Source organism: Paractinoplanes brasiliensis, from assembly GCF_004362215.1.
In the GTDB taxonomy this organism is placed as follows: Bacteria; Actinomycetota; Actinomycetes; order Mycobacteriales; family Micromonosporaceae; genus Actinoplanes; species Actinoplanes brasiliensis.
The window spans coordinates 1,381,176-1,398,147 of record NZ_SNWR01000002.1 but is presented as its reverse complement, the minus strand read 5'-3'; the positions used below and the strand labels follow the sequence as shown (position 1 = coordinate 1,398,147).

Annotated in this window: 13 protein-coding genes; 6 read left to right on the top strand and 7 right to left on the bottom strand. The window is 68.4% G+C overall.

Annotation, left to right across the window (positions count from 1 at the left end):
• Positions 1-69 precede the first annotated feature (69 nt).
• Together C8E87_RS38430 and C8E87_RS38425 are read left to right on the top strand one after the other, a co-directional pair.
• Complete coding sequence (locus C8E87_RS38430) at positions 70-642, top strand: NUDIX hydrolase (RefSeq protein WP_133878270.1); 573 nt, start codon at positions 70-72, stop codon at positions 640-642.
• Positions 642-2,027: a hypothetical protein gene (locus tag C8E87_RS38425; RefSeq protein WP_133878269.1), complete on the top strand. Its 1,386-nt coding sequence runs from the start codon at positions 642-644 to the stop codon at positions 2,025-2,027. The genes C8E87_RS38430 and C8E87_RS38425 overlap by 1 nt, the downstream gene beginning before the upstream one ends.
• Here the strand turns inward: C8E87_RS38425 and C8E87_RS38420 are convergent, their stop codons facing one another.
• The 5 genes from C8E87_RS38420 to C8E87_RS38400 form a co-directional block, all read right to left on the bottom strand.
• Positions 2,028-2,708 (bottom strand): hypothetical protein, encoded by a 681-nt coding sequence (locus tag C8E87_RS38420; protein WP_133878268.1) that lies wholly within the window; start codon positions 2,706-2,708, stop codon positions 2,028-2,030.
• Entirely contained in the window at positions 2,705-3,637 is a 933-nt protein-coding gene (locus tag C8E87_RS38415; protein WP_133878267.1) for an NAD-dependent epimerase/dehydratase family protein, read from the bottom strand. The genes C8E87_RS38420 and C8E87_RS38415 overlap by 4 nt, the downstream gene beginning before the upstream one ends.
• Before the next feature lie 80 nt (positions 3,638-3,717).
• On the bottom strand, positions 3,718-5,091 hold the full coding sequence (locus C8E87_RS38410) for a UTP--glucose-1-phosphate uridylyltransferase (RefSeq protein WP_133878266.1): 1,374 nt from the start codon (positions 5,089-5,091) through the stop codon (positions 3,718-3,720).
• A gap of 112 nt (positions 5,092-5,203) precedes the next feature.
• Entirely contained in the window at positions 5,204-6,853 is a 1,650-nt protein-coding gene (locus C8E87_RS38405; RefSeq protein WP_133878265.1) for an ATP-binding protein, read from the bottom strand.
• Positions 6,840-8,642, bottom strand: coding sequence for a PAS domain-containing protein (locus tag C8E87_RS38400; protein WP_166661417.1), 1,803 nt, complete (start codon positions 8,640-8,642; stop codon positions 6,840-6,842). The genes C8E87_RS38405 and C8E87_RS38400 overlap by 14 nt, the downstream gene beginning before the upstream one ends.
• Positions 8,643-8,713: 71 nt before the next feature.
• Between C8E87_RS38400 and C8E87_RS46085 the strand changes: the two genes are divergently transcribed.
• The 3 genes from C8E87_RS46085 (at position 8,714) to C8E87_RS38380 (ending at position 13,457) form a co-directional block, all read left to right on the top strand.
• On the top strand, positions 8,714-11,098 hold the full coding sequence (locus C8E87_RS46085) for an ATP-binding response regulator (RefSeq protein WP_239080079.1): 2,385 nt from the start codon (positions 8,714-8,716) through the stop codon (positions 11,096-11,098).
• A 210-nt stretch (positions 11,099-11,308) separates the two neighbouring features.
• A complete protein-coding gene (locus tag C8E87_RS38385; protein ID WP_133878263.1) occupies positions 11,309-12,787 on the top strand; it encodes a hypothetical protein in 1,479 nt (492 codons plus the stop codon).
• Positions 12,788-12,791: 4 nt separating this feature from the next.
• Positions 12,792-13,457, top strand: coding sequence for a nucleotidyltransferase domain-containing protein (locus C8E87_RS38380; protein WP_133878262.1), 666 nt, complete (start codon positions 12,792-12,794; stop codon positions 13,455-13,457).
• On the opposite strand, the gene C8E87_RS38375 is transcribed toward C8E87_RS38380, so the two are convergent.
• Together C8E87_RS38375 and C8E87_RS38370 are read right to left on the bottom strand one after the other, a co-directional pair.
• Positions 13,444-14,118, bottom strand: coding sequence for a hypothetical protein (locus tag C8E87_RS38375; RefSeq protein WP_133878261.1), 675 nt, complete (start codon positions 14,116-14,118; stop codon positions 13,444-13,446). The two genes, C8E87_RS38380 and C8E87_RS38375, sit on opposite strands and share 14 nt — an antisense overlap.
• Positions 14,119-14,191: 73 nt before the next feature.
• Complete coding sequence (locus tag C8E87_RS38370) at positions 14,192-16,036, bottom strand: alpha-amylase family glycosyl hydrolase (protein WP_133878260.1); 1,845 nt, start codon at positions 16,034-16,036, stop codon at positions 14,192-14,194.
• A 118-nt stretch (positions 16,037-16,154) separates the two neighbouring features.
• On the opposite strand from C8E87_RS38370, the gene C8E87_RS38365 reads away from it, so the two are divergent.
• Entirely contained in the window at positions 16,155-16,964 is an 810-nt protein-coding gene (locus tag C8E87_RS38365) for an ABC transporter ATP-binding protein (protein ID WP_133878259.1), read from the top strand.
• The last annotated feature ends 8 nt before the right edge of the window (positions 16,965-16,972 follow it).

The window sequence follows — 16,972 nt, the reverse complement described above, 5'->3', positions numbered from 1 at the left end:
CATGGGCGCAGTCGGCTTGGCGCAGCGACGTGAAGGAAGACTCGTCCACATCAGAGCTAAAGTCGGCACATGGACGCCGAGTCAGGCCTGGGACCTCCACTTAGCAGAATCGGCGCGCCCAAGGTGGTGTACACCCACCGCCTCGGTGTTCTGACGAACGACAGAATTGCGGGCCCCGGCGGTGACGTCGGCACTTACCTCCGATGGGAGTGGGCCAGCTCCGGCGTACTAATCGTGCCGTTCGACGGTGAGCGCTTTCATTTCTGGCGGATGTACCGGTACCCGATCGCGGAACACTCATGGGAGTTCCCACGAGGAGCCGCCGAGCCAGGTGAGTCGGTTGAGAGGACCGCAGCACGCGAACTCGCTGAAGAAACCGGGTACACCGTTCAAAGATGCGTGCGGCTCGGACAGGTCTTCGCCGACAGTGGCCTCGTCTCGAATCCGACCGAAGTGGTGCTTGGCCGCTTCGTTGACGGGCCCAGGGCGCGAGCTGGCACGCCGGGAGCGTTCGAAGTGGTCGGCAACGCTGTTGCTTTGAAAGCTGAGCAGGTCGAAGCCGAGATTTCAGCAGGGCGGTTCAAATGCGCCCTCACTATCGCTTCGTTCGTCCTCGCTCGGAAGCATCTGGAGGGAAGGTAATGGATGACGACCGGAGCCTCAACCATCTTAGTTTTCCTACTTTCCTGCAGACCCACGTAAATCGGGGTCCGAGCGATCGAATCGAGAAGGGAAGGAGGTTCGAGCGTTATATCAAGGAAAACGCGCTGCGGTCCCGGGGACTCGTGATCCCCGACTCCGATCTGAACAACAACGGTTTCTTCTATCCTACGTCGGCAGAGCCGATGGAAATATTCTGGACCGCGCTCAGCACGGGATTCATTCGACGAGGGGCCCGGCGTACCACAGACCAGAGAATCCTGTCGCAGATAGAGGTGGCCGAGGGGCTGAAGAAAAGCAGTCCCGAGCGCTACGGGCGAATATCACAAGATTACTTGAACAGGCTCGATGCCACGATCGAACGATATGAGAGCGCCGGTTCCCGCGGGCCATTAGTGTGGGACCATGCGAAGGTTATGAGGATTTCTGGACAGCGGTTGCTTTCCCTGCTTCGTCATCCGAACAATATTCGCGGAAAGTCGGTGGCTGAACGCAGACTCATGGATCGCTATGAGGACTGGACGATCGGTAAACTTCGGAGCGGAGCGCCGTTCGGCGCCGCCGACCTCGAGTCCGAGTTGAAGTCGAGCGTGGACCCGACCGTATGGAATGCCGTGTGGCCGATCGCGCTGGAGGCGCACGCCGGCAACATCCCCATGGCGTTCGGTGGGGGGCTCGCGACGCTCGGGCTGCCGGCGGCCAAGGATCGACTCATCCCGGCGGGTCCGGAATCCGACGTGACCGAAAGCCGCGCGGAAGCGTTGTTCTACGGCCGGCCGGACGTGTCCGGCGCGAACGGCGACGTCGAGCTCGAGATCCGTCATCCTCGGACAAGCCGGTCAGAGAATTTCAGCATAAACTACGCAGTGCTCGATGATTTGACCCTTCCCCAGATAGAAGAGATTCGCGAAACAGCCGAGCCAGACGAATTCCTTGATTGCCGCTTTCAAGCCGCTGCTTCAGGAGAAAGGAACGCAGATCTCAACGAGCGTCTGGAAGCACTCGCATTGGAGTATCACGCTCGGCTGGTGAAGAGCGGTGTCATGCTTACCGAACGCGCTGAGCGAAACGCGATCGTGGAGGAGCTGGACGCTCGACGGATCATCGGCCCGCCGTCATCGGGTAAATCTCTTGAAGTTCGGGTCAAGGTTCAGCTGGAGCGCCAAGTCGAAGTCAATTACATCATGCAGGCCATCAGCCCTTTCCCGCTGCTTGGGACGCAGCACGTTCTTTGCGACATCCAACGTCTGCGCGAAGTGATGGAACCCGGCGTGTACGACCGTCTTCACGCGACACATCACCATCATTGGATACTTAAACGTCCCGACTATCGTGTAGTCGAGGCGCTGGCCGGTGTGGATGAATGATCAGTCGTTCTGGACGGGTCCGTCGACGTCCGCTTCCAGTAGGGGCTCGCCCGACAACAGTTCGGTTGTTACTGCGGTGATGGTGCTACGGACGATCACCTCTTCCAAACGTGCACGGTCACGACCGATCGCGTCGCCGGCCTCTTCCAGATCATGGCCTTGGTGGACGGGCACGTTCGTCGTCTCCGCATGCGTCGAGTTCACTGAGGAACGAAGCTCTCGGAGCTCCCCAGTCATTGGACCGAGCAGCGCCCGACGGCGCTCGTCGAGGTCCAACTGCCGCTCTGCGAGTTCAAACTCCCTACTTCTGGCTTCGAAGTCCTGAGTCCGGATCCGGCCGCGAAAGTCCAAGGCCCAGTCGGCGGCATCCTTGGTTATCTTCGCCAGCGTGGCGAGGGCGGGAAGTCCGGCGATCGTGGCCCGCACCATGGGGTCGAGTGACTCGATCACCTGCGTGACGCCTGTTGCGAGATCAATGACGAAGCTGCCGCTGTGCAGTGATCGCAGGCGTAACCGTGCCGCCCGCGCTCCCGGTAGGGCGCGATAGGCGGGATATGCGGAATAGAGCAGCTGGTCGTAGATGCCGTCGAGGCAGACCAGGATCTCGCCCAGGTCGAGCGCATTGAAGTAGCCCTCGTAGTCGATACGCACACGCATGACTTGCTCAGCCGGGTTCGTCATGCTGTCTCTTCCTGGTCGAGAGCGGCGTCCGAGATGATGTCCGCCAGACTCCGGCGCGGAGTCCATCCAAGGAGGCGACGAGCGGCCTCGATGTTGGCAATGCTCACGTCGCTTTGGTCGCCGGCGGCGGGCGGTGGCGGCACTGTCGGCACGGGTCGGGCTACGAGCTTTTCCAAGCAAGCGATGACTTCGCCTGTGGTGTGACCCCGTCCGGACCCGACATTGACCACCCGGTGTTCGGCCGGATGAAGATCAGCCTCGAGTGCAAGCCGGTAGGCGCGTACGACATCGGCGACGTGAACGTAGTCACGCACGGAGTGCAGTGAGTTGATCTCCGGTGGTGGCACCTCGCCCTTGGTAGCGGCAAGAAGGCGCGGGATGAGACGCCTGAGGTCGCCGTCAACTACGCCGGGTATCCCGCCGGAGACGTTGAAGCAGCGCAGTGACCAAGCCGAAAGCCCGGCCGTCGCGCTCTGCAATGCGATGACTCGTTCGCACAACAGCTTCGAGACCCCGTACGGGCTCGAAGGTGCCGTGGGTGAGTCCTCGCTGATCGCTCCCCGCAGGCTTTCGGCGTAAACAGCGCGGCTGGACGCGAAGACCAGCCCCGCGGAGTGGCCTTGCATCGCGGTCAGCAGACTTACCGTGCCTCCGACGTTGACGCTGAAGTATTCGTCGACCCGTTCGGAAGAGTCTCGGATTCCGGTCAGTGCGGCCAGATGACACACGCGTTCGCACCCTGCTCCAGCCAGGATCTTTCGGAGCAGCGCGGTGTCGCGCAGATCGGCGGTGACCACCTCGTGGTGGTAGAACGACCGAGGGACCTGTCTTGTGTGTGCCAGCAACGTCAGTTCGTGTCCTGCGCCAGCCAGTTCACGGACCAGTGCGCGGCCGAGGAACCCGCTGGCTCCAGTGATCAGGATCCGCAACTGGGATCGTCCATTCGCATGCGAGGAGCATAGTCGGCTCTGTGTCCGGAGTGCTTGGACGCCGAATCACGGCTGGAGGGCTATTCGCGGAGCAACGTCCCGTCCCGCACTTGGCAGGGACCGACTATGCGGACGTTGCCATGCACGACGACGCCTGCCCCAAACGTGACCTTGCCATCGACTCTCAGCCTGGTGGCGTGACGTAACGACGGTGGACCGGCAGGAAACCGCTGTTCGAAGTCGGCAATCATGCCGAAGTGGCGCGGATCCAGCGTCACGACCGGACCTGGACCGTCGAATGTGGGACGAACTTGTCCGTCCCCGGTCACCTCGTAGGCATCCGACCGGACTACGAGCAGGTCATCGGTGGTCTTGACGGGGGCGAACCTTGTCCTGGGCACGAGAACTGGCAGAGCCCCGGGGATCGAGGCGATGGCAGCACCCGCTGCGGTCTCGAGCTGGATGATCGGAGGGCTGGAAGGGTCCCGGGGGTCGACGGTCTTGCGGTTGACGATCAGAGGAAGGGCGGGGCCCGTTGGGTCCGCCTCTTGCAGGCGGCGTAGCGCCTCCAGATCTATCCAGAGATTGTTTGTGTTGTAGAAGCGCCAGCGCTCGATGTCGGTGAACGAGTGGTCGCCAGCGGGAACCTGTGCAGTCTCTCGCAGGACGGTGCCGTCTCGATACAACGCTAGGTGGCCGCCCTTGCGGTCCGCCGGAGTTCCTCGAACTACCTCCATCAGAAAAGGTATCTGTGCGTCCGCAACCCAGGCCGCCAGGCGCGCGTCTACTGTGGCGCCCAGGTTGTCCGAGTTCGATACGAAGCACCAACGCAGGCCTGCGTCGATCAGCCGGTCGAGTGTTCCCGACCTTGCCAACGTGGTGTAAAGATCGCCATGGCCCGGCGAGAACCATTCTAAATCGGGATTTCCGGGCCATTCCACCGGATAAAGATTGTCGGCCCGTAACTTTGGGTCACGGCCCTGGAGGAATTCTAGAGGAAGATACTGTTGCCCAAGACCCGGGTAGCGATCGAGCACTGCCAGCGCCTCTCGGCTGGCCGATGCTGAATTCTTCAGGAGGAGTGGCAGCCGGATGCCGTAACGACTCCGGGCCGCGAGAATCTGCGTGGCGATGGTGTCGAGAAAGGTCAATCTGCCCTTGACCTCGAGCAACGATTTCGGTCCGGTCAGCCCCATGCTCGTACCGAGTCCGCCGTTCAGCTTCACGACCACCAGTCGGTCGAGAATTTCGCGTGCCCGCCCCGCTCCGGGATTCTGCAGATCAGTCAGCGCGACAACGTCCCGGAGCGGCTCAAGAAGCTCGCCGGGCAGTAGGCCGGCCCCTGACACCCTGAACTGCTGGAGCCGTCGACGCAGCGCCGCGAGATCAGCGGAATGCGCGCCGTCTCGCTGTGCTTTTGCGAGCGCTGCCACTACGAATGCAGGTGTTTCCATACCGGATCCTCCGTGATCCGCCAGCGTCGCAACCTTACGACGGAGGAAAGATCCACAGCGATACCGGATGTGTTATTTGAGAGGATGCCGCGTTGTGGCGCAGCCGCGAAGGTCAGGCCACCGGAGTCCGCAGGATGATGTCCACCGCCTCGCACACCGCGCTCAGGTGGGGGTCCAGCGCGGCCAGGGCGTCCACGGCGGCGTCCAGGTCCTCGTTCCGGGCTCGCTCCTCGAGCAGCCCGCACGCGTCCGCCGCCTCGTCCGCGCCGATGTTGGCCAGGATTCCCTTGAGCTGGTGGGCCTCGGTCCGCAGCGTCTCGGCGTCGTCCAGGGCCAGGGCCTGTCTGATGTTCTCGACGTGGCCGGGGATGCGGCCGGCCATCGCCCGCAGCAGGCCCTCGATGACCGGTGCGCTCTCGGCCGGGTCGGGGCCGCGCAGCTGGTCGAGGCGTTCCTGGATCCGGGTCACGACAGTGGGCGTCGCCCACCGGGCCAGCGCGGCGGCGACGTCGGCCGGCACCAGGGGCTTGGCGATGTGCTCGTCCATGCCGGCGGCCAGGCAGCGGGCGCGGTCCTCGGCCAGGGCGCTCGCCGTCAGCGCGATGATCGGCACGTGTCGTCCCGTGCCCTCCTGCCGGCGGATCTCGGCCGTGGCCGCGTAACCGTCCATCTCGGGCATCAGGCAGTCCATGAAGATCAGCTGATAGCGGTGCTCGGCGGCCATCCGCACCGCCTCGCGGCCGTTGGTGGCGACGTCGGCCGAGTAGCCCAGGTTGGCCAGCAGCCCCAGTGCCACCGTACGGTTGATGTCGTTGTCCTCGACCAGCAGGACATGCCCGGAACCGGTGGGCGCGGGGGTCGGCGGGGATGCGGGCATGTCGTCGACGGCCAGCACACCGACCAGCGCGTCGTACAGCTGCGACTGCCGCAGCGGCTTGGTGAACGCCGCCGACAGGGCCGCCGCGTCGGGTTCCGAGGGCAGCGACTGCGAGTCGTTGGTGAGCAGGATCGTCTTCGGCACGGGCGTGCCGGCCGGCGCCGTCCCGAATGCGCCGTCGTGGATCACCAGGTCGATCGGGCGCCCGGTGGCGGCGGCGTCGCGCAGGATCTCGTACGCCTCCTCACCGCGCTCGACCCCCGTGGCCTGCATCGACCAGGCCGCCAGCTGGTCGGAGAGCACGGCGCGGTCGTTCTCGTCCTGGTCGACGATCAGGACGCGCAGCCCGTCCAGGGCGTGGCTGTCGGACACGTCGAGCCCGGCCCGCGCGGCGCGCAACGTGACGGTGAACCAGAACGTGCTGCCCTGCCCGGGTGCGCTGTGCACGCCGATGCTCCCGCCCATCAGCTCGACCAGGTCGCGGGAGATGGCAAGGCCCAGACCGGTGCCGCCGAACCGCCGGGTGGTGCCCGCGTCGGCCTGCGTGAACGGCTCGAACAGATTCTCCTGCTGGCGCTCGTCGATCCCGATGCCGGTGTCGCGCACCTCGAACCGTACGGGAACCGCATCGGGCCCGGCGGCTTGAGCGGTGTCCGGGGTGACGGTGACGGTGACTTTCCCGTACGCGGTGAACTTGATCGCGTTTCCGGCCAGGTTGAGCAGGACCTGGCGCAGCTTGGCGGCGTCGCCACTGACAGTCACGGGCAGCCGGGGGTCGCACTCGCCGCTGATCGCGACCGAACTGCTCGTCCCCGTCGGCGCGGCCAGCGCCACCACGTCGTCGACGAGCCGGCGCAGCTGGAAGTTGCTGTCATCGAGCAGCACCTTGCCCGCCTCGAGCTTTCGAGAAGTCGAGCACGTCGTTGATCACCGACAGCAGCGCGGACCCGGCGGTGCTGATCCCCTCGGCGTACCGGCGTTGCTGGTCGTCGAGGGGGGTGCCGAGCAGCAGGCTGGTCAGGCCGATGACCCCGTTCATGGGCGTACGGATCTCGTGGCTCATCGAGGCCAGGAACTGCGACTTGAGCCGGGCCGTCTCGATCGCCTGGTCGCGGGCCTGGGCCAGGGCCTGCTCGGTCTCGCGGCGGGCGCTGATGTCGCGCGCGAACGCGTGCACGTGCAGGGCGCGGTCGTGCTTGATCCGCCACATCGTCAGCTCGATGGGCAGTTCCCGGCCGTCGTGGTGCAGCGCCAGCATCTCGGTGGACCGGTCGAGCAGCCATTCCCACCGGCCGTCGAGGAAACGGCGCAGCGCCGCCCGGTACTTGCGCGGCAGCACGGTGGTGGTCACGTCCCGGCCCACGATCTCGTTGCGGGGCCAGCCGAAGACCTGCTCGGCCTGCCGGTTCCACTCCAGCACCACCCCGTGCGAGTCCATCGTGATGAACGGATCGGCGGCCGCTTCCATGATCATTTCGAGTTGTTCCCGCTCGACCCGCAGGCGCTTCTCGGCCTGGACGCGGGCGGTGATGTCGTGGGCGACCGTCGAGGCGCCGATGATGCGGCCGTCGTCGTCGCGTACGGGGGCCATGCTCAGCGACACCTCGATGATCCGGCCGTCCTTGCGCATCCGCCGGGTCTCGTGCTGCGGCACCGTCTCGCCCCGGTTGACCCGGCTCAGCAGGTGCTTCTCCTCGAACAGGCGGTCCGGTGGCAGCAGCCGGGTGACGTCGTGCCCGATCATCTCGGCCGCCGTGTAGCCGTACAGCCGTTCGGCGCCCGAGTTCCAGGTCTGGATCGTGCCGTCGAGCGCCTTGCTGACGATCGCGTCGTTGGACGACTCGACGATCGCGGCCAGCCGGGCGTTGGTGTGCGCCTGCATCCGGCGTGCGGTCACGTCCTGGATCGCGGCCAGCACCATCGTCTTGCCCTCGGCCTGCACAGGGGACAGGCTCACGTCGACCGGGAACTCCGAGCCGTCCTTGCGTTGCGCCGTCAGCAGCATTCCCTCGCCCATCGGACGCGCCGTCGGCGAGGCGAAATACCGATTGCGATGCTGTACGTGGACCTTGCGGCTCGCCCCGGGCACGAGCGTCTCGATCGCCGAGCCGATCATCTCGTCCCGCGGGTAGCGGAACAGCTCGACGGCCCGCCCGTTGGCGTGCACGATGTGCCCGTCGCTGTTCACGCACACCATGGCCTCGGGCGACGCGTCGAGCAGGCTGCGGAACTTGCCCTCGGCCAGCCGCAGCTGGGTGACGTCGACGCTGGCCCCGAAGATCGCGTACGGACGGCCGCGCCCGTCGCGCAACGCGTGCAGGGTGGTGACGTGCCAGCGGTCGCGGATCTCTTCCTCGTACGCGACCGGGCCGGTGCCCTCCAGCACCTCGCGGTCGTGGCGGGAGATCTCGGCCATCCGCTCCGGCGGGTGCATCTCGTGGTCGTAGCGCCCGGCCGCGTCGTGGAGCCCGTACAGCTTCTCGTAGGCCGGGCTCACGACCTGGTAGCGCCCGTCGATCGTCTTGACGAACGCGGGCGCCGCGGTCTGCTCGAGGATCGCGGCGAGGTGGATGTAGCGCCCGTTGCGGCGGCTGTGACGCCGGGCGAGCGCTCGCAGCCCCCAGATCACGCCGCCCGCTGCAGCCGCGGCGACGGCGACATGTCCGTTCCTCACGGTCAATAACCGTACAAGGAATTTATAGTGCTTTAGTCTTGTAACGGACATGAGTAGATGAGGAGCCGCCGGTGGCCACCGTGATGGTCGTCGACGATGTGGCGGCGAACCGCGACATCGTCCGCTTGCTGCTCGGCTACCGCGGCCACCACGTCATCGAGGCCGAGGGTGGCGCCGACGCGCTGCGCCTCGCCCACGAACACCACCCCGACGTCGTCATCTCCGACGTGCTCATGCCCGGCATCGACGGCCTCGAGCTCGTCCACCGGCTGCGCACCGACCCCGACGAGGTGGCCGCCCAGGCGCCGGTGATCTTCTACACGGCCAACTACCTCGAACCGGAGACCCGGCCCATCGCCGAGGCGTGCGGGGTCAGCCAGGTCGTGCTGCGCTCGCAGAGCCCCCAGGAACTGCTCGACGCCGTCGACACCGCCCTCGCGGAGGGGCCGATCTCGATCGACGTGGTGCCCTCCGACGACTTCGCCCAGGCCCACGTGCAGGCGGTCAACGCGAAGCTCATCGAGAAGGTGCGCGCCCTGCACCACACCGAGCGGCGTTTCGAGGCGATGGCCGTGGCCTCACCGGTCGGCATCGCCCTGCTCGACGCGGACGGCGAGGCCGACTACATCAACCCGCGTCTGCCCGAGATCATGCGTACGCCCAGATCGGCGCTGCTCGGCCGGGGTTGGCTCGCCTGCCTCGACGCCGCGTCACACCGGGACGCCCTCGACGTGCTGCGCGGCGCGGCGGCCGAACGCCGGTTCACCCACCGCCTGGAACTGCCCGACGGCGACCGCCGCTACCTGCGGCTGCAACTGCGGCACATCCCCGACGAGGAAGCCGACCTGGCCGGCGGCGTGCTGATGGTCGACGACGTCTCCGACCTGGTGGCGGCCGAGGAACGGCTACGGGCGGAGAGCCGGCGACGGCAGGACGACGCCCGCCGGCGCGACGCGGAACGCCTGGACAGCCTGCGGCGCATGGCCGGCGGGGCCGCGCACGACTTCAACAACATCCTCGGGGCGATCCTCGGCTACACGACCCTGGCCCTCGAGTCGCTGGAGGACGCCGCGATCCCGCCCGGCCTGGCCGCCTCGCTGACCGCCGACCTCGACCAGGTGATCAAGGGCGGCGAGCGGGCCAGGGCGCTGACCCAGCAGCTACTGGCCTTCGGCCGGCGCGAGATCACCCAACCGGCCACGTTCGACCTCAACCCGCTGCTGCGCGACCTGCTCGGCGCCCTGCGCGAAGCGGCCGGGGCGGCCACGGTGATCCTGGAACTCACGCCCGATCCGGTCAACGTGCGGGCCGACCCCCGGCAGATCAGCCAGGTGCTGGTCAACCTCGTCAGCAACAGCGCCGACGCGATGCCCGACGGCGGCGCCATCACAGTCACGACCGCCGTCGCCCCCGACGGGAACACCCAGGTGACAGTGCGCGACACCGGGCAGGGCATGGCGTCCGACGTGCTGGACCGCGCCTTCGAGCCGTTCTTCACGACGAAGCGGTCCACCGGCACGGCCGGGCTGGGGTTGTCGACCGCCCACGGCATCGTCAGCCAGGCCGGGGGGCAGTTGAGGCTGACCTCGGCCGAGGGGGCGGGCACGACAGCGACGATCATTCTTCCGGCCGTACGGTGCACCGGCGTGCCCGAGTCCCCGGGTGATCCGGCGGGGCTGGGTGTTTCCGCTGCTTCCGGTGCGCCGCCGGGGGCTCCCGGTGCGGCTGTCACGATGCCCGCGGAAGCTGCCGACGGCCCGGTGGTAGGTGGCGGTGGCGACGGGGGACAGGCCGGGCACCCTGTTGCTCGGTCGGCCGACGATCGTACGGGTTCCGGGGTGTCCGGTGATCCGGCGGTTGCTGGGGCGGTCGGCGATCGCACCGGAACGGGAGTGCCTGAACCGGCCGTTGCCGGGTCGGTGGGTGCTCGGACGGGGCCGGCAGTGGCTGGTGGTTCGGCGGTCGCCGGTCGTACGGGCTCGCGGGCGGGCGATGGTTCGGCAGCTGCGGGGTCGGTTGACGGTCGGACGGGTCCGGGAGGGTCCGATGTTCCCGCCGTTCCGGGAACGGCCGGCAACGGCGGCGGGGAGACGCTGCTGCTCGTCGACGACGAGGCCGACCTGCGTGAGGTGACAGCCCGTTTCCTGGGCGGGGCGGGTTACCGGGTGCTCTCGGCCGCCGACGCCGTCGAGGCGCTGAGCCTGCTCGACCGCCACCACGACCCGATCGCTGCCATGATCACCGATGTGGTGATGCCCGGGATGAACGGCCGTCAACTTGCCCGGGTCGCCAAGCAGCGCCGCCCCGGGCTGCGGGTCGTCTTCGTGTCGGGTTTCGCGGAGGCCCTGATCGACGAGGCCGGCAACAACCTCGAACCCGACTCGATGATCGTCGCCAAGCCGTACACCCGGGACCAGCTGCTGGCCGGAGTGCGGTCGGTGCTGCGCCGCGCATAGTCCATACTCTGCCGATCATGCCGATCATGCCGAACCCGCGAACCGCCCACCCGCCAAGGATCGCGATTCAATCCAAGATCGTGGATCAATCCCAGATCAAGGGCCCGCCCTCCACCGGGGGCCCCCTCCTCGGACAAGTTTATCGAGTTGGGCTGATCTTCGCGGGTGGCTTGTGGACAACCCGGGACTGTGGATAACTTCGCCGGCCGCTTGACAGGGGCGGCGCTGGTCACCGGTGTGCTGTTGCTTGCTGTCGTCGCGCCGCCTCCGCGCTTGCCCTCGGGGGTCGGCCTGGTCGACGTGTGCCGCGACGCGCTCGGCGGCTACACAACGGGCGGATTCAACGACACCCCCGGCGGCGACGAGAGCAGTGACGTCGACGGCGGGGATGTGAGCGGTGATGTCGACGGCGGGGATGTGAGTGGTGACGTTGGCGGCGGGTTGAGCGGCGGGTTGAGCGGTGACGTCGGCGGCGGGGATGTGAGTGGTGATGTTAGCGGCGGTGTTGTGGGTGGTGACGTCGACGGTGGGTTGAGTGGTGACGTCGGGGGCGGGTTGAGCGGTGATGTCGACGGCGGTGGTGTGAGCGGTGATGTCGACGGCGGGTTGAGTGGTGACGTCGGCGGCGAGGTTGACGGCGATGTGAGTGACGGCGCAGGTATCGGGCCCGGTGACGTGGCCGGCGTGCCCATGGGCAACGCGGCTGGTGAGCCGGGCGATGGCACGGTTGGCACGCCTTCAGGCGGCGTGAGTGGCGAGCACAGCAGCGATGCGGAGGGCGACATCGGCGACCACCCGGGCGGGGACTTCGGTCGAATGCTCGACGACATCGCACGGTCGGGGCGGGCCCGCGGTCAACTGAGCTTCTGTTCGGTCACGATGGTGGATCCGGGTTGGGCACCGCGTCCGGTGCCCGTTGAGGCCGGGCGACCGTACTTTCCGTCGCCGGGAGCGCCCGTGCCGGTTCGTCTGATGCCCGGCTGTGGAGCGGTTGTCGGCACGACCGAGGGGTTGGAGCTGTCGGCCGGGTTCGCGACGCTGGACGGGTCCCGGCCGGCGGATGCGCTCTTCGAGTACCGGCTCGACGGTGACACCGGCAGCGTCTTCTCGCGGGTGCCGGTGGAGGGTCCGCGGGCTGTTCTGAGCTTCGGGACGGGCGAGCTGGGCCCGGGCGAGAGCTATCGGTGGCGCGTACGGGGAACCGCCGATGATGCTCTGGCCCCGACCTGGTCGGACTGGTGCACGTTCGAGGTGGCGGCCGACGCCCCGGACCTGCGGGCCCTCGATTCGGGGGAGCGGGAAGCCCTGCTAGAGCTGGGTGTGCGGCCGGAGCGGCGGTATACGGTCACGTTGACGGCGGCCCAGTGGCGGCTTGTCCGGGAACCGTTCGAGTTCGATGCGAGCGACGGCGTCGCCATGGGGGAGCCGAGCCATGACGACCTCGTACGCGGGCAACGACTGGCCCGGCTGGCCGCCGTGATTCCTCGTGGCGGCGGGCGGCTCACCCTGACCGGCGCCGAGTGGAGCACCGTGGCCTTCGAGGTGGCCGGCTGGGTCGAGATCGTGCGGTTCGGCAACGACGAGGTCGAGCCCGAGTTCTGGACGGACACCGATCAGTACTGGAGGGTGGTGGACCGCATCTCCCGGCAGCTGGGCGGCCCGGCCCACCCGGCGTTCGGCATACGATGACCAGGTGAGCGACCCCGTGACCGATGCGCGTGAGCTCGTACGGGAGCGGTTCCCCCGCGCGACGTGGGTCGTGCTCACCGGCAGCGTGCTCGGCCCGGACCGTACGGCGGGCTCCGATCTGGACATTGTGGTGCTTCGGGACGAGGAGCCGGGCTTCCGCGAGAGCCTGCGCTTCCGTGGCTGGCCGGTCGAGTTGTTCGTGCACACGCCCGCGCAGCTCGAACGTTTCCTGGCGAGTGATCTGGCCGCCCGCAAACCCAGCACCCACCGGATGATCGCGACGGGTGTGCCGCTGGCCGGGGACCCCAGCGTGCTGCAGCGGCGGTGCGCGCAGGTGCTGGCCTCCGGCCCACCGCCGCTGACCGGGGCCGAACGTGACCGGCTGCGGTACGGGCTCACCGACCTGCTCGACGACTTCCGGCACGCGAGCGACCCGGGGGAGCGGGCGGTGCTCGCGGTCACGCTCTGGACGGAAACGGCGAAGGCGGCGCTGCTGCTCGGCGGGGGCTGGGTGAGTCACGGCAAGTGGCTGCTGCGCGAGCTTCGGGGGCTGGATCCTCAGTTTGCCGAGCGGTGGCTGGCCGTACGGGAGAACGCCGTTGATCTGGCCGGGGAAGTGCTCGACGGCGCGGGCGGGCCGCTGTTCGAGGGTTACGTCAGCCGACCATGAACGGGGTGGTGGTGACCTTGGGCGAGGCGGCGGCCGTGGCGTCGGCGGCGGCGTTGACCACGTAGCGGTAGGTCATGGTGCGGTTGCCGCTGACCAGGCCCACCCACGCGCCGCCGGTCTTGTTCGTCGCGAAGGTCGCGTTCTGGTCGGTGACCCAGCTCGAGCCGCTGAGGTGCTGCAGCGACACGGTCACCTGACCCGCGTGCCGGGGCAGGATCTGCAGGTCGGCGTGGACGGCGTCCAGCGATCGGTAGTGCGCCACGCCCTTGACGACGCGGGTGTGGCCGGTGAGCGTGGCCGTGGCCGCGCCCGCGGTGACGAACGTGGCCGAGCCCGCGCCCGCTCGCAGGGTCCGTGTGCCCGGGGCGTTGACGGTGACGCGCCCGCTGCCCCGCGCGGCGAGGGACCACGAGGCCACTCCGGCGGCGTTGGTGGTGACCACCTTGGACGACGCCGTGCCGCCCGCCACCACCCTGATCGTCATCTTGGTGCGGGGGCGGTTCGCGGCCTTCACCGTGACAGTCATGCTTTTCCCGTACGCCGTCGCGCGCTTGACGCTGACGGCGACGCCACCGGGAGCGGACAGGGCGGGTGTGACCGGGGCGACGAGAGCGCCGGCGACAACCGCGGCCGAGACGATGGCAGTCCTCAGTTTCAGCACGGCCCCCGCATCGGACGGGGCAGGCGCCGGCCTGAGCACTCCGGCGACGCGGAACGGGACGGCAACCGAACCGCTACGCGTACACGACGAAACCGGCCGGCGGCACCGTGAGCTCGACGGCCTTGCCGTTGCGGGCCTCGACCCGGGCGCGGCGGCCCTCGTCCGCCGGGTCGGTGCTGAACTGGCAGGTCAGGCTGTCGCCCGGGGAGTGCAGGTCGTCGTCGACGGTGACCCACGCCGTACGGGGGTGGTCGGGGTCGGTGTTGATGGCGGCGACGACCTCGGCGCCGGCGAACAGGCGGGACCACGGGACGACGGAGAGCATGCGGTCGCCGAGCACGCGGGGCAGGCCGAACGACACGCCGTCGCCGGAGATCTCGCGCAGGTACTGCCGGCCGCGGCGCAGGGCGGGCAGCCGGCGGCGCAGGGCCAGGACGCGGGCGAACTGCCGGTACACCGGGTGGTTCTCGTCGAAGCTGTGGCCGCCGCGGCTGCGGAACGGGCCGAACTCGCCACCGAACATGGCTTCGCGCAGGTAGCGGTCGTTGTCGCCGCCGCCGTCGAAGACCTGCTCGCTGCCGTAGTAGACGCAGGGGATGCCGAGCGTCGTCGCGTTCAGGGCCAGCGCGGCCAGGGCCAGGCGGGCGCCGTCGCCGTCGGCCGCGAACCGGGCCTTGCGCGCTCCCTTGCGGACCTGGTCGTGGTCGTCGTAGCTGGTCACCACGCGGTCGCGGAACCACGTGTGCGAGTCCTTGCCGATCTCGAACGAGTTGCGGAACAGGTCGAAGTACTCGGCCGGGTCGCGGCGGCCCTTGACCAGGCCCTCCAACCTGTCCTGCACGTCGGCGATCCCGAGCGCCGCGTCCATGCCGACGGCCTCCAGGGTCCGGTACGCGAACCCGCGATCGCCGGTGATCTCGGCGATCAGGCAGAAGTTGTCCTTGCCGATGCTCTGCGCGAACTCGTGGATCGCCGACGCGAAGTAGCGGGCCGCGCCGGGATCCATGTGCTTGACCGTGTCGACCCGGAAACCGTCCAGGTCGGCGTACGCGATCCAGAACTGATACGCCCGGGTGAGCGCGCGCAACGCCGGTGACGGCCGGTACGCGTCGACCGGGCCCGCGCCGAGCCGGATGTCCTTGAGCCCGAGGAAGTCGCCCTCGAGGAACTCGGCCGGCCAGTCCCAGTTGTCGATGCGGCCCTTGCCGGTGAACGTGCCCGGCTGCTGCAGCTCGGCCGGCCACACCGCGCCGTCGGGCCAGGCCTCGTCGACCGGCCCGAACGGCAGCAGGGGTTTGCCGCTCGCGTCGCGAAAACCCTCGATCCGGTACGGGTCCCCGTCCCACCGCGGGTCGAACGAGCCGTCCGGGTTCAGGTAGCGGTCGGGGTCGTAGCCGAAGACGTCGCCGGCGTGGTTGACGACCACGTCGAGCACCACCCGGATGCCCTGCTCGTGAGCGTCGGCGACCAGGTCGCGCAGTTGCTCGGCGGTCCCGAAGCGCGGATCCACGTCGAGGAAGTTCTGCGTCGCGTACCCGTGGTACGTCTCGGCGCCGGGTGCCTGGCGCAGCACGGGGCTGATCCAGACCGCGGTGACGCCCAGCCGGCGCAGATAGCCGAGCTTGCTGCGCAGCCCCGCGAACGTGCCGCCGGTGAACCGGGTGCCGGCCTCCCGCCAGCGCCGGGCGTCGGCGTCGGTGGTGACCGCGTTGCCGTGGTCGGCGGCGCGCAGGGGCGGGGTGCTGCCGGTGCTGACGGGCTGCCCGTCCCGGTCGAGGAAGTCCCGCTCCCGGCCGTCGGAGAACCGGTCCAGCATGAGGAAGTAGAGAACCTGGTCCTCCCAGGCGGTCGGGGACGGTTGGAAGTGACGGTCGGTGAGCTGAGCGAAATCGAGATCGGCCACTCGGCGTACGGGCATGATCGCCTCCTCGAAGCGGACCCCCTTGAAGTTATCGCTGCCCGGCGGATGTGACCCATGTCAGATCACCGACCGCCCCGCCTATGACTGCCGCGATGGTTAGGTTAGCCTCACCTGCATGACAGGGGATCTGGCGCTCGCCGGGAGTGAGCTGACGCTGGCCTACGACGGGCGCACCGTCGTGCACGGCGCGGGCATCGAGCTGTGCCGCGGGCAGGTCGTGGCGCTGGTCGGGCCGAACGGCTCCGGCAAGTCGACGCTGCTGCGCTCGCTCGCACGGCTGCACGCCCCGCAGTCGGGCCGGGTGACGCTGGACGGCGGGGACGACGCGTTCGCCCTCAAGCCCAAGGACTTCGCCCGTCAGGTCACGCTGCTCACCCAGTCGCGTCCCACCCCCGGGGGCGTACGGGTGAAGGACGTGGTCGCGTACGGCCGGCACCCCTATCGGGCCCGGTTCGGCGCGGGCGACGCCGACGGGCACATCCACGTGGCCAAGGCGATGCGCATGACCGGGGTCGAAGCGATGGCCGAGCGGGCCGTCGACGAGCTCTCCGGCGGCGAGCTGCAGCGCGTCTGGCTGGCCACCTGCCTGGCCCAGGACACCGGCGTCGTGCTGCTCGACGAGCCGACCACCTTCCTCGACCTGCGCTACCAGGTCGAGATCCTCGACATCGTGCGCGAGCTCGCCGACGACCACCAGGTCGCGGTGGGTGTCGTGCTGCACGACCTCGACCAGGCCGCCGCCGTGGCCGACCGGGTCGTGCTCATGCACTCCGGCGTCGTACGGGCGGCCGGAACGCCCGCCGACGTGCTGACGGCCGGCCTGCTGAGCGAGGTCTACGGCCTGCGGATCGAGGTGAACGTCGGCGACGACGGTCACCTGCACACACGTCCGATCGGGCGGCACACCGCCCGCGTCACCATCTGAATCACCGA